13 protein-coding genes are annotated in these 15,214 nt (G+C 43.3%); 12 read left to right on the top strand and 1 reads right to left on the bottom strand.

All coding sequences use genetic code 11. The features are described 5' to 3' along the window. Positions 1-115: 115 nt before the first annotated feature. Positions 116-928, bottom strand: a complete 813-nt coding sequence (locus tag DRED_RS15285; protein WP_011879166.1) for a DUF169 domain-containing protein — start codon at positions 926-928, stop codon at positions 116-118. A gap of 280 nt (positions 929-1,208) precedes the next feature. Here DRED_RS15285 and acpS point away from each other — a divergent pair, with 280 nt between their 5' ends. The 12 genes from acpS (at position 1,209) to DRED_RS15225 (ending at position 15,125) form a co-directional block, all read left to right on the top strand. Next, positions 1,209-1,586 (top strand): holo-ACP synthase, encoded by a 378-nt coding sequence (gene acpS / locus DRED_RS15280; protein WP_011879165.1) that lies wholly within the window; start codon positions 1,209-1,211, stop codon positions 1,584-1,586. Positions 1,587-1,591: 5 nt separating this feature from the next. Continuing rightward, positions 1,592-3,145 carry an NAD(P)H-hydrate dehydratase gene (locus DRED_RS15275; RefSeq protein ID WP_011879164.1) on the top strand — a complete coding sequence of 518 codons (1,554 nt, stop codon included), beginning with the start codon at positions 1,592-1,594 and terminating at the stop codon, positions 3,143-3,145. A 392-nt stretch (positions 3,146-3,537) separates the two neighbouring features. Continuing rightward, entirely contained in the window at positions 3,538-4,662 is a 1,125-nt protein-coding gene (gene ald, locus DRED_RS15270; RefSeq protein ID WP_011879163.1) for an alanine dehydrogenase, read from the top strand. Positions 4,663-4,751: 89 nt separating this feature from the next. Next, positions 4,752-5,864 carry an alanine racemase gene (gene alr, locus DRED_RS15265; protein ID WP_011879162.1) on the top strand — a complete coding sequence of 371 codons (1,113 nt, stop codon included), beginning with the start codon at positions 4,752-4,754 and terminating at the stop codon, positions 5,862-5,864. Positions 5,865-5,878: 14 nt separating this feature from the next. Next, positions 5,879-6,454 (top strand): ANTAR domain-containing response regulator, encoded by a 576-nt coding sequence (locus tag DRED_RS15260; RefSeq protein WP_011879161.1) that lies wholly within the window; start codon positions 5,879-5,881, stop codon positions 6,452-6,454. A 198-nt stretch (positions 6,455-6,652) separates the two neighbouring features. Then, the gene (locus DRED_RS15255) at positions 6,653-6,991 is read left to right on the top strand and encodes a P-II family nitrogen regulator (RefSeq protein ID WP_011879160.1); all 339 of its coding nucleotides are present in this window, start codon (positions 6,653-6,655) and stop codon (positions 6,989-6,991) included. Between the two features lie 270 nt (positions 6,992-7,261). Further along, entirely contained in the window at positions 7,262-8,635 is a 1,374-nt protein-coding gene (locus DRED_RS15250; RefSeq protein ID WP_011879159.1) for an ammonium transporter, read from the top strand. A 48-nt stretch (positions 8,636-8,683) separates the two neighbouring features. Then, the gene (locus DRED_RS15245) at positions 8,684-9,022 is read left to right on the top strand and encodes a P-II family nitrogen regulator (protein ID WP_011879158.1); all 339 of its coding nucleotides are present in this window, start codon (positions 8,684-8,686) and stop codon (positions 9,020-9,022) included. Between the two features lie 307 nt (positions 9,023-9,329). Then, positions 9,330-11,543: a YcdB/YcdC domain-containing protein gene (locus DRED_RS15240; RefSeq protein WP_011879157.1), complete on the top strand. Its 2,214-nt coding sequence runs from the start codon at positions 9,330-9,332 to the stop codon at positions 11,541-11,543. A 199-nt stretch (positions 11,544-11,742) separates the two neighbouring features. After that, positions 11,743-12,618, top strand: a complete 876-nt coding sequence (locus DRED_RS15235; protein ID WP_011879156.1) for a glycosyltransferase family 2 protein — start codon at positions 11,743-11,745, stop codon at positions 12,616-12,618. A 110-nt stretch (positions 12,619-12,728) separates the two neighbouring features. Beyond that, the gene (locus DRED_RS15230) at positions 12,729-13,457 is read left to right on the top strand and encodes a metallophosphoesterase (RefSeq protein ID WP_011879155.1); all 729 of its coding nucleotides are present in this window, start codon (positions 12,729-12,731) and stop codon (positions 13,455-13,457) included. A gap of 105 nt (positions 13,458-13,562) precedes the next feature. Beyond that, complete coding sequence (locus tag DRED_RS15225; protein ID WP_011879154.1) at positions 13,563-15,125, top strand: methyl-accepting chemotaxis protein; 1,563 nt, start codon at positions 13,563-13,565, stop codon at positions 15,123-15,125. Positions 15,126-15,214 lie beyond the last annotated feature (89 nt).

The following is a 15,214-nucleotide window of genomic DNA, read 5'->3' as shown; positions in this document are numbered from 1 at the left end:
TTAATATAATGTTAACACTTGTTTAAGAATATATGATTTTTTAGCATATTGCAACATTTTTCAAAAAAATTTTCAAACAAGTACCAACTTGTAGTAGTATAACTAGAGATTAATTTTATTCTACTTCCTTAAAACGAATCATTGGACATTTCTTACAGACATCCATACCGGGATATTCCTGCCCGCCTACCCCAACAAAGGAAGCACCACCTTTGTTTTGGTGACTTCTGGTCAATAATTGTTTAGCCACTGCTTCAATTTGATCACCGGGGATAAAGACGTTAACTTCACCTTTTTCTGTTTTACCAGAGGTAAAGCTGCCAGCGCACATGGTTTTCATGCTGGCAGTATGGTTAAGATAGCAATCCACGGAACCACTACAAACGGCGGAATTCACAGTATGGGTAGAGTTTACAGTGGTTGTCTTAGTGCCTCCAATGTAATCATTTAGAATATGATAAGCTTGAAAAACATTGACAATGAAGAAAATAACGTCAGGCTTAAAAGTAGCTTTATAGAGAGGTGCAGTTACAATTCCCTTTAGTTTGCCCACAGGCAGTTTAGTCTTAGCGTCTAGGACCTTCTTAGCCATATCCCAATCATTGGTATATTTTACATGATCCTGGATTTCATCCTCAGAGGATTCGCGGTAGCCAAAGACTGTACGGGCATTATCACAGAGAAGTTTTTCTTCAGTGAATTTTACAATGTATTCATCCAGACGAGATGCCAAAGCTGCTTGGCAGAAAGTCATTTTGGGACCGGGAACCTTTTCAACCGGAAAGGTTTCTAACTCCATTTGATCAAAGAAATATTTAATAGCAACTGGATTATACTCCAATTTATAAAGTGCAGCAAAGACCTTGTGTATTTCTTCGTAAGTTAGTTGCTCTTTAAGAAATAGCTTTTCTATATTTAACAGCAACATCTATATTCCTCCTTCATATGTAGAAGTCTTATTAATCTATATAATATCAAATATAAGACAAGAATTTTGTGTGGTGGAAAACATTTTTTTGTCAATGCAATTACATTATTCGACAAAAAGTCACCTATGGTTTCTTCTTTATGATTTTAGAATTTCAAATAACATGAAAGTCTGCCTAGTCCTTGGTGGACTTTTCTAATATACTGGTAATAAAGCTAACAACCTTATATCAGAAGGAACCATTATAGTACCATTTAAATTTTTCCCCGGAGGTGGAATGATGAAGGGGATCGGTACAGATATTATCGAAATTGAAAGGATTGAACTGGCCGTCAGTCGTTCTGGCCAGCAGTTCTTAGACCGTGTTTTTACTGCGGCAGAACAAGAACACTGCCAGGGTAAAGTGCACTCTTTGGCTGGGCGTTTTGCGGCAAAGGAAGCCGTGTTAAAGGCTCTGGGGACAGGCCTCAGGGAAATGCGATGGACAAACATTGAAATCTTGCCAAACCATCTGGGAAAGCCCGAGGTGACCTTGTCGGGACCCGCCCTGGAACGGGCAGAAAAGGAGGGCATACACCGGATATTGGTGAGCATTGCCCATGACCGGGGCCGAGCGGTGGCCTTTGCAGTGGCAGTTGGTAAGGAAAAGGAAGGATAGATATTGTGCGTATTGTGACAGCAGCAGAGATGAGAGATATTGATCGACAGGCCATAGAGGATTATGGTATCCCTGGTGTAGTTCTGATGGAAAATGCGGGATTACGTGTGATTGAGGTTATTCAGAATATCCTATCGGAAGTTAAGGGAAAAGTGTTTACTATTCTTGTGGGCAAAGGGAACAACGGAGGCGACGGACTTGTTATTGCCAGGCATTTATTTAACCGAGGTGCATTGGTGAAAGTATTGCTTATGGCTGAACCCGAGGAATTTATGAATGACGCCGGAGTAAACCTTACAATATGGAAAAAAATGGGGCAACCTGTTTATCAAGTAAACAAGGAAAATGGTATAAACCTTGTAAAAGTTGCCCTGTTGAATACCGACATTTTTATTGATGCCCTTTTTGGAACTGGTTTTCATGGAATGGTTAATGAAAAGGTAGCCAGGATTATCGAATTAATCAATGCCAGTTCTGTAACCGTTATTGCGGTGGATATTCCCTCCGGGCTAGAGGCCGACACTGGACGGGCCCCAGGACCGAGCATAAAGGCCAACCATACGGTAACCTTTGGCTTGCCAAAATTGGGTTTGGTGGTGGAGCCCGGCGCTTCCATTGCTGGCGAATTGCATGTAGTGGATATTTCATTACCCAAGTATCTCACTGAAAGCAAGGCTATCCCAAGACAGTTGCTAACCAAGCAGTTGATAGCCTCCTGGTTTAAGCCAAGGAGGTCCGTAAGCCATAAGGGAATCTATGGCCATGTTTTGTTGGTGGCTGGTTCCAGAGATATGAGTGGCGCAGCACGTATGGCAGCCCGGGGGGCTTTAAGGGCCGGGGCTGGATTAGTAACCCTGGCGGTTCCCCAAAGTATTCAACCGCTGGTAGCTGCAGGGCTGGAGGAAGCCATGACGAAGGGTTTAGCGGAAACCGAAGAGGGGACCCTGTCAACAGAGGCTTTGGAACAGATTTTAGAAGCGTGTCAGTCTGCGGATGTGTTGGCCCTAGGGCCAGGCATTACGACACATCCAGAGACCATTGATTTGGTTCGTAATTTACTGCCAAAATTAACAATCCCAGTTGTGTTGGATGCAGACGCCTTAAATGCCTTAGCCGGAGCCAGCCATTTACTGGAGCAATTACAAACACCTGCTATTATTACACCTCACCCTGGGGAAATGAGCCGGTTGCTAGGGTTAACAATTGACGAGGTACAAGAAGAACGTCTTTACCTAACCGGTACTTCTGCAAAGGACTGGAACTTAGTTGTATTATTAAAGGGCGCTAAGACCATCATTGGGACCCCTGAGGGTGAGATTTACATCAACCCCACCGGTAACCCTGGCATGGCCACCGGTGGCAGCGGTGATGCACTGACGGGCATAATTGCCAGTCTGGTGGCCCAGGGATTTAGCCCGACCCAGGCAGCGGCGGCAGGAGCATATCTTCATGGCTATGCAGGGGACTTGGCGGCTCAGGAATTAAGTGAGGTCAGCACACTGGCCAGCGATCTTGTGCGATTTTTACCCGCTACCATGAAAGCAGTGTTGACTAAATAATATTAACTTCCTAACCTGTGGTTTTGCCACAGGTTTTTCTAACAAAAAAATAGCCTGCCCGGTCGGTGGCAGGGAAAGTTAAAACATGAAAGAGAATATGAAGTTTTTAGCTTGGCCGGAAAAACCAGTTGTATTATATGCCAATATTATTAATTTTATAGAAGTAAAAAGTAAAATTTATATTAAACTTGGTAGATGACAAAATGGAAACTATTTAGTCCAAAAGTGTAAAGAAAAGATTCCATTTTTCTGATATTAACACAAAAAGTGGAAATAATACTTTCCGAGATGGCCGGAACTGGAAATAATCCATTGATAGTATTTGACTGATGATGTGGCATAAATTTTGCTAAGTATAATTGATAATAAACCAATAAGGAGGCGACTTTACTATGCTAATAGGAGTTCCCAAGGAGATAAAGAATAACGAGAACCGTGTAGCCATGACCCCAGCAGGAGTGCAGGCCATGGTCAATAACGGACATCGGGTTTTTATTGAGCATAACGCTGGTGTGGGCAGTGGAATTGCTGATGAGGCATATATTAAGGCAGGGGCTCAGATTTTGGATACTGCCAAAGAGGTTTTTGACAAATCAGATATGATTATCAAAGTTAAAGAGCCCTTACCTGCAGAATATGATTTATTTAAGGAAGGACAATTGCTCTTTACCTATCTTCATCTTGCCCCTGAACCGGAACTGACAGCAGCCCTTCTTAACAAAAAAGTTGTAGGTATAGCCTATGAAACCATTCAATTAGATAACGGTGCTTTGCCCCTGTTGACACCCATGTCTGAGGTGGCAGGCCGCATGTCTATCCAAATTGGTGCAAGATATTTAGAGAAGAACTACGGTGGTGCAGGCGTTCTGTTAGGTGGCGTACCAGGGGTTCCAGCAGCTGAGGTTGTTGTTGTGGGTGGTGGAATTGTGGGCACCAACGCGGCTAAAATGGCCATGGGTTTAGGCGCCAATGTAACCATTGTTGATGTCAACGTTGATAGGTTACGTTATTTAGATGATTTATTTGGTGGACGTATCCATACAGTTATGTCCAACAGCTACAATATTGCGGAGGCTGTTAGGAAAGCGGACCTACTGGTGGGGGCTGTCTTAATTCCAGGTGCTAAGGCACCCAAATTGGTCACTGAGGCCATGGTAAGAGAGATGAAGCCTGGTTCCGTCATTGTGGATGTGGCCATTGACCAGGGTGGGTCCATCGAGACCATTGACAGGGTGACCACCCATAGTGAACCCACCTACGAAAAGTATGGGGTCATTCATTATTCAGTGGCTAATATGCCCGGGGCTGTGGCACGTACTTCTACCTTTGCTTTAACAAACGTTACCCTTCCCTATGCCCTGCAATTGGCAAACAAGGGATGGCTACAGGCCATTAAAGATAACTGTGCCCTGGCCAAAGGAGTCAATGTAGTTGCCGGCAAATGCACCTTTAAGGCAGTGGCAGATGCCTTAAATTTAGCCTATACTCCACTACCAGAGGCTATCGACGCTATCTAAACAAGGAAACTTGCTTGGGCTTGTCCAAGCATTTTTTTTTGTTTTATGCTAAAATAAAAGAAAAAGAGAATGATGGCAGGTGACATGATATGAAAGAACCCATCTGGGCAGAGATAAACTTGGAAGCCATCAGACATAATATAAAAGAGATCAGAAAAATGGTTGGCCCCAATCGAGAGATTATGGCTGTGGTGAAAGCCAATGGCTATGGACACGGTGCTGTACCAGTTGCCCGGGTGGCCCTAGAGGCAGGAGCCACACGATTGGCTGTGGCCAGATTGTCCGAGGCCCAGGAACTTCGCAGGGCAGGATTAAAAGTACCAATTTTACTTTTAGGCTATATATCTCCGGATCAAATTGGGGATGCTTTAGAATATAATGTTACCTTAACGGTTTTTAGATTTGATTTGGCAAAAAAAATAGCAGCCATTGCCCAGGGTAGGGGGCAAAGGGCCACGGTTCACCTGAAGGTGGATACCGGCATGGGACGTATCGGATTTACCCCTGACGAAGAGGGTTTGGCTGAAATTACTGCAGTATGTGCATTAAACGGGTTGGATGTTGAGGGGATTTATACCCACTTTGCCACTGCTGATGAACAAGATAAAAGCTATACCCGCTGGCAATTTAAGCGTTTTATGTTGGTATTAAACCGATTGGAGGAACAGGGAATAACCTTTTCGTTGCGTCATTGTGCCAACAGTGCAGCCATTATGGAATTTCCAGAAACGTACCTCGATCTTGTCCGCCCGGGTATTATCCTATATGGTCTTTACCCATCAGAAGAAGTAGATAAAGGCAAACTTCTATTACAACCGGCCATGACATTAAAGGCCAGAATTACCCATGTAAAAAAGGTTAATTCTGGGACTAAAATTAGTTATGGATGCACCTATACTGTTCCGCAGGAAACAGACATTGCTTCTTTGCCTTTGGGGTATGCAGACGGCTATCCACGATTGTTGTCCTCCAAAGGGCAAGTTCTTGTCAAGGGGAAAAGGGCACGGGTAGTTGGCAGGGTATGCATGGATCAATGCATGGTCGATGTAGGGCATATAGCAGAAGTAAAAGTACACGATGAAGTGATCATATTTGGTGGTGCTGAACTGCCGGTTGAAGAAGTGGCCACATGGCTGGGCACTATTAATTATGAAGTTGTTTGCTGGGTAGGGAGCAGGGTACCTCGGGTATATATAGGTTAGCTGGGAGATGAAGTATGGACAGAAGGCTTGTGATAGCTAGCGGTGATAAAGCAGAATTATCTCAGTTAAGGCAAATGCTGACACGCTTGGGTTACCCTGTGGTGGCAGAGGCAACAAGCGGTATGAATGCGCTGAAAGCTATACGATCCACAATGCCGGAAGTTGTTTTACTGGATGATTACCTGCCTGCCCTGGATGGTATGCAGGTAGCGAAAATCATAACCGAAGAGAATTTAGCTCCTGTGGTTTTGATGGTTTCCCAGGGCAATAAGGCCCTGGTGGAAAGGGCCAGGGATGTAATCTCTGCTTTTTTAATGCGACCCTATCTGGAGGACCAGGTTTACGCAGCGGTTGAAGCAGCGGCATCCTCTCATAAGCGTTTTCTCCAATTGCAACAACAACTTAACGAATTGCAAAATACTTTAAAGGCTAGAAAAGTTGTCGAAAAGGCCAAGGGTATTCTGATGAAGCAAAGGGGTTTTACCGAGGAACAAGCCCATAAAGCCATTCAGCAGGCTGCCATGAAGAAGAGAACAAACATAAAAGCGGTGGCCGAAGCAATTATAACAGCCAATGAAATGGGTATTTAACAAGTATACAGGATATCAATTTATTTGCCATTGCAAAACTTGATACTTAAGCATATAATAACATTAGTAGCAGGGGAACGAAGGCGTACCCCAAACATAAAGGCCAACGAAGGCTCAATGACCGGAATTAACGGACATTGAGCCTTATTTATTGCCACTCCCTGCGCATGTCAAAACAGTAGCGTAGGAGGGTAAGAGATGAAAAAAATAGAAGCCATTATCCGTCCCAGTAAACTGGAAGAAATTAAGAAAGTTTTAGATAAATATGGCATTAAAGGAATGACAGTTTCCCAAGTCATGGGTTGTGGAAATCAAAAGGGTAGGGTAAATGTCTACAGGGGGCAGGAGTATACAATTAACCTGCTGCCTAAAATTAAAGTGGAAATAATTCTAACGGATCTAAGGGTTGAAGAAGTAGTAGACCAAATTGTTCGAACCGCCCGGACTGGGGAAGTGGGAGATGGTAAGATATTTATATACCCAGTGGAAAATGCCATAAGAATTCGCACCGGGGATTCCGGTAGCGAGGCTCTTTAATAAGTACAATAGGATAAAATTTTTGGGCAAAGGTGCCCTCTGGCATAAGGTTAGTTCGCCTTATACCAGAGGGCACTTTTTGTTCTTGGCAAATCAGACTATCATACCGCTTGATGGCACCACTGATAAATGAAAAGTTTTAATTTTTAGGGCAGAAAGTATAAAGCTTTTCGATTTACATAAGGGCAAAGCCTTCACTTTTTATAGGAGTCTTAACTGGAAGGGTACCCCCAGAAAGGCTTCAGATAATAATTACTAGGAGGGTTTAAAATGACAAACAGAATGAAAACATTATTTATGACACTGTTCACTCTGTTGCTGCTGCCGGCAATCGCTTGGGCAGGAGAAACTCCCGCCACTGATACAGGGGATACGACTTTTATTATTATTTCTTCTGCAATGGTAATGATTATGACACCAGGACTGGCACTATTTTATGGTGGTATGGTTCGCAAGAAAAACGTACTGAGTACCATAATGCTGAGTTTTATTGTTCTATGCGTTGTTTCTGTTATCTGGGTCTTATATGGTTATTCTTTAGCCTTTGGTACTGATATTAGCAGTGTTGTTGGTGGTTTGGATTACCTTTGGTTAAACGGGGTTGGGCAAGAGCCTAGCGGTACAATACCCCACTTTATTTTCATGGCCTTCCAAATGATGTTTGCCATTATTACAGTAGCTATTTTAAGTGGTTCCATTGCGGAAAGAATGCGTTTTCAGGCCTTCCTAGCTTTTATTGTAATTTGGGTTTCTATTGTATATTCTCCCCTTTGTCACTGGGTTTGGGGTGGTGGCTGGTTAATGCAATTAGGTGCCTTGGACTTTGCCGGTGGTACCGTTGTACACATTAGCTCTGGTGTAGCTGGTTTAGTTGCAGCACTGGTGATTGGCAAAAGAAAGGGTTACGGTAGTGAACCAATGGTTCCCCACAACCTGCCTATGACAGTTCTTGGTGCCGCTCTACTCTGGTTTGGTTGGTTTGGTTTCAATGCGGGCAGTGCCTTAGCTGCCAATGGTTTAGCTGCCAGTGCCTTTGCAGTTACCCATATTGCCGCTGCTGCTGGGGGACTTTCCTGGGTACTGGCTGAATGGGCACACCATGGAAAACCCACTGTCCTGGGCTGTGTATCGGGTGCTGTGGCTGGTCTAGTGGCCATTACTCCCGCTGCTGGTTTTGTAAGTGCTATGCCTGCTGTTATCATCGGTTTAGTGGTTGGTCCTCTGTGCTACTTTGCAGTGGCAGTAGTTAAAGCAAAACTGGGTTATGATGATGCTCTGGATGCCTTTGGTATTCATGGTGTTGGTGGTACTTGGGGAGCCATCGCCACAGGGTTATTTGCCAGCAAGTCTGTTAACGATGCAGGGGCAGATGGGTTATTCTATGGCAATGCTGCCCAATTGAGTACCCAATTGATTGGTGTTGCTGCTACTATTGCTTTTGCTGCTCTGGTTACTTTTTTAATCCTTAAAGTTATCAGTATCTTTACCAGCCTGAGAGTATCTGAGGGTGATGAAGTATTTGGTCTGGACACCAGCGTCCATGGTGAAACTGCCTATGCTTATGCAGATACCTTTGGTGGTTCCATTACCCGTGAAGTAAAGACTTCCTCAAACTTAGCTGGTTCAACGGTTAAAACTGTTTAAGTTAAAGTTAATGTAATTCATTTCTTTTTCGAGAAGGAGGAAGTAAAGATGACTAAAATTGAAGCCATCGTCCGTCCTGGTAAGTTGGAGGATGTTAAAGATGCTCTTAATAAACTTGGCATTCATGGTATGACTGTTTCCCAGGTCATTGGCTGCGGTCACCAAAAGGGGCGAAAAGAGGTCTATCGGGGTGCTGAATATAGCATAAACCTTTTACCCAAGGTTAAGGTTGAACTTATTGTCAAAGACAACTGGGTTGATAAATGCGTTGAGGTTATTAGTGAAGCGGCTCATAGTGGGGAAATTGGTGATGGAAAAATCTTTCTTTATCCTGTAACTAATGTCATTCGCATAAGAACAAGCGAACAGGGAGAGGAGGCTATTTAATGCCCCAAACACTTTATAGATACTATCAAGGTTTTTAGTTTAAGACCTCGGCTTTGCCGAGGTTTTTACATTTATTTTTTTTCTGGAAGTCTTGTTACATATTGGTAGATACAGCGTCTATATTATAAGCCCTTAGATATACAGATACAAAACTTTCTGATATGCCTAGGGGTTAAAATAACCTTCCGCCTACTGACCTGTGACCTTCTTTAGGTTATGCTCGAAAGAGTACTTGTTTTCGAAGAGTATATCAAAGGCTCTCGTATACTTCAGGCGGAAGTCAGTCTTTTAAGGAGAGTGAACAGACTTGTCTTCAAAGAAAATAATCAGCGCCCTTGTGGCCGGTTGCCTAGTAAGCGGCTTTATGTTTAATTCCGCTGCCTCTGCCGATGTTAGAAAAGATGTACTTCCAAAACAACCTTCGCAAATTGAGGGGGACCTTTCCATAGCTAAATTCCCACTGGATAAGGCCATTGCGAAGGCTAAGGCAGAGTTTAATATTACCGATGAGTATGATCGCTTTGAAAGTGGCTTTAATTCTTACGAAGATAAAGCTGAATGGCACTTAAACTGGACCCGTGAATCCGAACCCAAGGGAAATATTTCTGTACGTATTAATGCAGCAAACGGTGATATTATTGGTATGGATCGTTGGGACGAACAGGCCCCTGGTCAACAGTACAGTGGGCTTCCCCGGTACTCTTACGATGAAGGGAGCAAAGTTGCTAGGCAATGGCTACAGAAACTATTGCCTAACTATGCTGCCCAGACCAGACTGATGCCCAACCAAGACCAACCCTTTTATGGCTTCGGAGATAGGGGACCGGTGGAATACTATTATAACTTTCATAGAGTGGCCAATGGTGTGACCTATCCTGATAACAATGTTTACATTCGGGTAAATGGGGATACAGGTCAATTAATAGGGTTTGGTCTAGACTGGGATCAAAACATTAATTTTCCAACCACTGCAGGAAAGATTCCCTTAACTGAGGCCGAAAGAGTTATTGGCGAAAATATAGAACTTGTGTACTTTCGTCCTTGGACAAGCGGTGCCAAGGATACACCGGTTAAATTAGTATACCGGGTCAAAAAGGGTGCCAATTTAATAATTGATGCCTTTACCGGCAAGGTTATCGAAGGGCAGTTGTATGGGAGCTATGACGGTGACATGGGAGGAGCAGGTGAAGCGCCGAAGTCCGTTAGAAAAGAAATGACACCAGCGGAGCAGGCAGAAGTGGATAAAATAAAAAACCTTCTCAGTGCGGAAAAAGCAATGGCAAAGGTTAAAGATATTATTGCAGTGCCCGCAGAGTTAAAGCTGTCCGAAAGCAGGCTAAGCCAGGATTATCAGTTCCCGGAACAAAAACAATGGAATTTTCACTGGTACAGTGAAAAAGATTCAACAAATATGCAAAGCATTAGCGCTGGAGTTAATGCGGTAACCGGTGAACTTGTTTATTATAACATCTGGCAGAAGGACTCTGACGAAGGAAAGGTAACGAAACCACCTTTCACGCTAGAACAGGCTAGGCAAAAAGCAGAGGACTTCATTAAGAAACTGCAACCTGGACGATTTGCTGAAATTAAGTTGGACAATAGCCTGAACAGTGATTATCTGGAAAAGGGCATTACCCGCAATTATCATTTTTCTTACCTCCGAGTGGTAAATGGAATTCCCTTTACCAACAATGGCTTTGATATCGAGGTTGATGGCAACACTGGGGAGATTACCGGCTACCGTATGGACTGGTGGAATGTTAAATTCCCCACGGTATCCCAAGGAATTGGCAAGGAACAGGCCACCAAAACCTTCTTGGCCAACGGTGGACTCGGACTGGAGTATATTAACAGAAACAGAGGTGACAACCGACCTCAGGTTAATTTGGTATATCGCTTAAAGGATCGGCCCTCCTATATGTTGGATGCCAATACCGGAAAATACCTAAACGGTCGTGGCGAGACCATTGTTCCCAAAGAAACTACTAATTTTACTGACCTTCAGGGCCATCCCGCAGCAGATGCCATTAGGCAACTGGCTAAAGCAAAGATTGTCAAAACTACGGACGGCAAGTTTTATCCGGATCGTAATATCACCAAGATTGAGGCAGTGGAAATGCTGGTGGCCAGCCGGGGCTGGCAGATGCCGACCCCTTATACAATGTTAAAAGAAGGTAAAGAAAAGGAAGAAGAGACAAAACGTCTAATCAATGCGGCTATTAGCTTAGGCATTCTTGAAGCTAATGAAACCAAGGATTTAGATAAGGAATTAACGCGGTTAGAATTAGCAAAATTAATGATTAATACCCTGGATTATGACGGTGCAGCTAAACTTTCTAATATCTACTCCCTACAAACCCGGGATGCTCAGCTTGTGCCAGCGCACTTAAAGGGATATGCGGCCCTGAGTTTGGGACTGGGTCTGCAAACTGACAGCAAAGGAAGCTATGTTCCTAATGAAAAGGTCAGTCGGGGTTATGCGGCGATTTCAATCCTTCGGATGTTAAAAGTTCAAAAGTAAGTGCCAAGCAACTGTGCTCCGATAAGTTGTTTCGCTGGTGTTAACGAGAATACCTGTGGGAAAATCTCATATCAAGTTCTTCAGTACCTGTCCTGCTGGACTGGTACTTTTTATTCTTGTTTTTTAATTTTTCAACTTGGGACAATTTCTTATCCCTCAGTTCATAAAATGATAAAAACATTGTCTAAGGGGGAAAATTATGGCCCAAGTGTCGATCATTATCCCATGTAAGAATGAGGGTAAGCTCATAAAGCAAACCATTGAGTCAATTTTAGAAACCCCATGCAGGATTCCCTATGATATTACCGTCGTTAACGACGGCTCTACGGATAGCTGCTGTACGTTCCTTAATAGAAGCAAAATCTATTCCAGCGTTAAATTAATCAACACCACTGGCATTGGAGCAGCCAATGCCAGAAATTTAGGGGCCCAGCAATGTGCCGGCGAGATATTGGTGTTTTGCGATGCCCATATAACAGTGGAACCTGATTGGCTGGAAAACCTATCGGAGGGTCTTCTGGAAAGGGGTTCCGGTGCAGTATCTCCCGGCATTGCCAACATGAACATGAACCATGCCATTGGATATGGCATGACTTGGAACAAGCAGTTGGAGGCCCGCTGGCTGCCTAGTACCGGTGATGTTGCAGAAGTTCCCATTGCGCCAGGGGGATGTGTGGCAGTACACCGGGATGTGTTTAATGATGTCGGAGGATTTGAAACAGGTTTTCGTACCTATGGTTTCGAAGACGCCGAGTTTTCTCTGAAACTCTGGTTATTTGGTTACCGGGTGGAGGTAGACCCATCGGTGGTTATTCAGCATCATTTTCGAAGCAAACATCCCTATTCAATTACAATGGAGGAATATGCTTATAATGGTATTCATATGGCATTCAGTCATTTTAACCCCCAGCGGGTGGCCTGTGTAGTTAATATGTATCACTTTTTAAAAAATATTGGAAAAGTAATATCTGAGGTTATACTGGAGAGTGATGTTTTACAACAGCGACAGCGTTATTTCAAACGCAGAAAATTTAACGATGACTGGTTTATGGAGAAGTTTAAAATTCCCATATAACGAGGTTGACAACCCCGGAACCAGCGGGATAATATATGCTAAAGTACCAAAAAATGGAGATGCAGTAATGTCTCCTAGGGTGAGATAACAAGGGAAGGGGAGTCGTAAATGTGAAGTTCTTTGGAATAAGTGATTTGCACCTTTCCTTCATTAATCCGGCAAACCCCCAGCGATGGGATGATACAGAACTATATAAACCAATGGATATATTTAACCCCGAATGGCAAAGGCATTACCAGAAAATTTATGAGAACTGGTGTGCCAGGGTAAAACCAGAAGATGTTGTACTAATGCCCGGAGATATTTCCTGGGCCACACGCTTAGAAGAAGCGCGCCATGATGTAGATTACCTGGGATTGTTGCCAGGAACCATCTATGCTATACCGGGAAACCACGATTACTGGTGGCAGGGCATCTCTAAAACGCGTAAATTTGTGCCAGAAAATGTAAAACTGATTCAGAATGATCATGTAGTGGTGGGGGAAACAATTATTTGTGGCACAAGGGGGTGGACTTGTCCTAATAGTCACCAGTTTACCGAAGAAGACGAAAAGATATACAAAAGGGAACTAATTCGCTTAGAAAATTCCCTACGAAGTGTCAAAGGGAAGTATGAGGAAATTATTGTATTGATGCATTTTATGCCCACTAACGAAACCCATGAGCGGTCCGATTTTATTGACATCTTGTCTGAGTTTGAGGTTAGCAGAGTGGTTTACGGGCACCTTCATGACAGAGCAAGAAATTACCGCTTACCCAGTGAAGCCTGGGGTATAAAATTCCATTTGGTAAGCGCCGATTTCCTAAACTTTACTCCGGTTTTAATTACGGAAAAATAGTTATAGAAAATGAAAAAACAGTTGAAATCAATTTTTTAATTGTTATATAGTTTTGTCACAGATTTTTTTGCCATTATATAAAAGTTGACCGGGGAGGGGAGAAATGTGCAATTAAAGTTAACCACAAGAATTGTGTTAGGTTATTGTGTGGTTCTATTGCTGGCAGGATTGTTAGCAGGTGTAATGGTTTTCAAAGTGCATGAAGTGACGCTTGAAATTGACGGCTTGCAAAAACATAATGTTCGAACCATGCAAGGATTGGACATAGCCATGTTTATTGAGGAACAGAACAGCCTGGCCAAGGAATATGTAATAACAGGTCAACCTGGAGACAAAGAGGCTTATGAGCAAAAATTAAACTATGCTTTGAAACAACAGGATGAACTCATTAAAATTACCCGGCAAAAAATAAATCTAGATCGCATTACTAAGGTGAGGGAATTGAACAAGCAATTGAGTCAATTGTATATGTCTGAAATTGTTCCCTTAGTAGAGAACGGCCAAAATGCAGTGGCAAAACAGTTAAAGGAAGAACGCTATGACCCTCTTTTCGAACAATTGAAAAAAGAAGTAACAGGTTATGTTAACTACAAGAAACAGGAAAGTAAAAACTCTGAGAATCGGTCCATGGGAATTAGTGTTGAGACTCAAAAAATTGCATCAACCTTTGGTGTAATTGCTGTATTAATGGGTATTATGTTCAGCATCTTATCATCCAGAGCAGTTTCCAGGCCTATTAACCAGCTAGTTCGTGAAACAGGGGCAGTTGCTGAGGGGGATTTAACCCAAAGGATAAAAATTGTGGGCAATGACGAATTAACCCAACTTGCCAGGGCTTTTAATAAAATGGTAGAAAACCTCCATAACATGGCCAAGCAAGTGGTTGAAAAGAGCAATAGCCTGGCTGCTCATAGTCAAGAACTATCAGCTACCAGTCAAGAAGTAAGTGCTGCAGTTGAAGAAATTACTGGTACAACAACAGAACTGGCCAGTGTTGCTACCCAGGAAGCCGCCGCTGCCAGTAATGCTGTGGAGGTATCCCAGGAAGTTGAGAAAGCAGCCGAAAAAGGCAACTTGGCAGTAAAACAGGCAGTGGATAAAATGAATTCAATTGTTCAAAAAGTGGATAAGAGTTCTGAGCAGGTTGTTAGACTGGGTGATCGATCCCAGGAAATCGGAAGAATTACGGAGGTCATAACTGGTATTGCAGACCAAACCAATTTACTGGCACTGAATGCTGCCATTGAAGCTGCCAGAGCTGGAGATCAGGGCAAGGGCTTTGCAGTGGTTGCTGAAGAGGTGAGAAAATTAGCGGAACAATCCTCCCATGCTGCTAAGGAAATCAGTGCTATTATAAAGCAAATTCAGCAAGAGACGGTGCAAGCTGTCAAGGATATGAACTTAGGTGCTCAAGAAGTACATGAAGGCACAAGGGTGGTTTACTTAGCTGGGCAGTCCCTAAAAGAAATATTGGAACAGGTTCAGCAAATCGTAACCATCATCGATGAAATTGCCCAGGGAGCTGAACGGAACAGTGCCAGTGCACAAAACCTTGCTGCGGCAACGGAACAAGCCAGCGCTTCGGTGCAGCAAATAGCCAGTGCTTCTCAAGAGTTAGCCCATATGGGCAATGAATTTCAGGAACTTGTTCAAGTCTTTAAAGTATAATAGGTATAGGTTGCTCTTTGTAGCAGCCTTTTTCTATGTTTTAGGGGATTAATTATTATTGTAAAGACGTGCCTTACAGGGTAAAATTG

The organism is Desulforamulus reducens MI-1 (assembly GCF_000016165.1).
In the GTDB taxonomy this organism is placed as follows: Bacteria; Bacillota; Desulfotomaculia; order Desulfotomaculales; family Desulfotomaculaceae; genus Desulfotomaculum; species Desulfotomaculum reducens.
The sequence above is the reverse complement of the archived record's forward strand: the minus strand, read 5'-3'. Positions and strand labels throughout refer to the sequence as shown.

What these genes read in the sequence shown, in the direction of transcription:
- DRED_RS15245 (WP_011879158.1), top strand. Translation starts at nt 8,684, where the DNA reads ATGACTAAAATTGAAGCCATCGTCCGTCCTGGTAAGTTGGAGGATGTT.
- ald (WP_011879163.1), top strand. Translation starts at nt 3,538, where the DNA reads ATGCTAATAGGAGTTCCCAAGGAGATAAAGAATAACGAGAACCGTGTA.
- DRED_RS15235 (WP_011879156.1), top strand. Translation starts at nt 11,743, where the DNA reads ATGGCCCAAGTGTCGATCATTATCCCATGTAAGAATGAGGGTAAGCTC.
- acpS (WP_011879165.1), top strand. Translation starts at nt 1,209, where the DNA reads ATGAAGGGGATCGGTACAGATATTATCGAAATTGAAAGGATTGAACTG.
- DRED_RS15250 (WP_011879159.1), top strand. Translation starts at nt 7,262, where the DNA reads ATGACAAACAGAATGAAAACATTATTTATGACACTGTTCACTCTGTTG.
- DRED_RS15260 (WP_011879161.1), top strand. Translation starts at nt 5,879, where the DNA reads ATGGACAGAAGGCTTGTGATAGCTAGCGGTGATAAAGCAGAATTATCT.
- alr (WP_011879162.1), top strand. Translation starts at nt 4,752, where the DNA reads ATGAAAGAACCCATCTGGGCAGAGATAAACTTGGAAGCCATCAGACAT.
- DRED_RS15255 (WP_011879160.1), top strand. Translation starts at nt 6,653, where the DNA reads ATGAAAAAAATAGAAGCCATTATCCGTCCCAGTAAACTGGAAGAAATT.
- DRED_RS15285 (WP_011879166.1), bottom strand. Translation starts at nt 928, where the DNA reads ATGTTGCTGTTAAATATAGAAAAGCTATTTCTTAAAGAGCAACTAACT.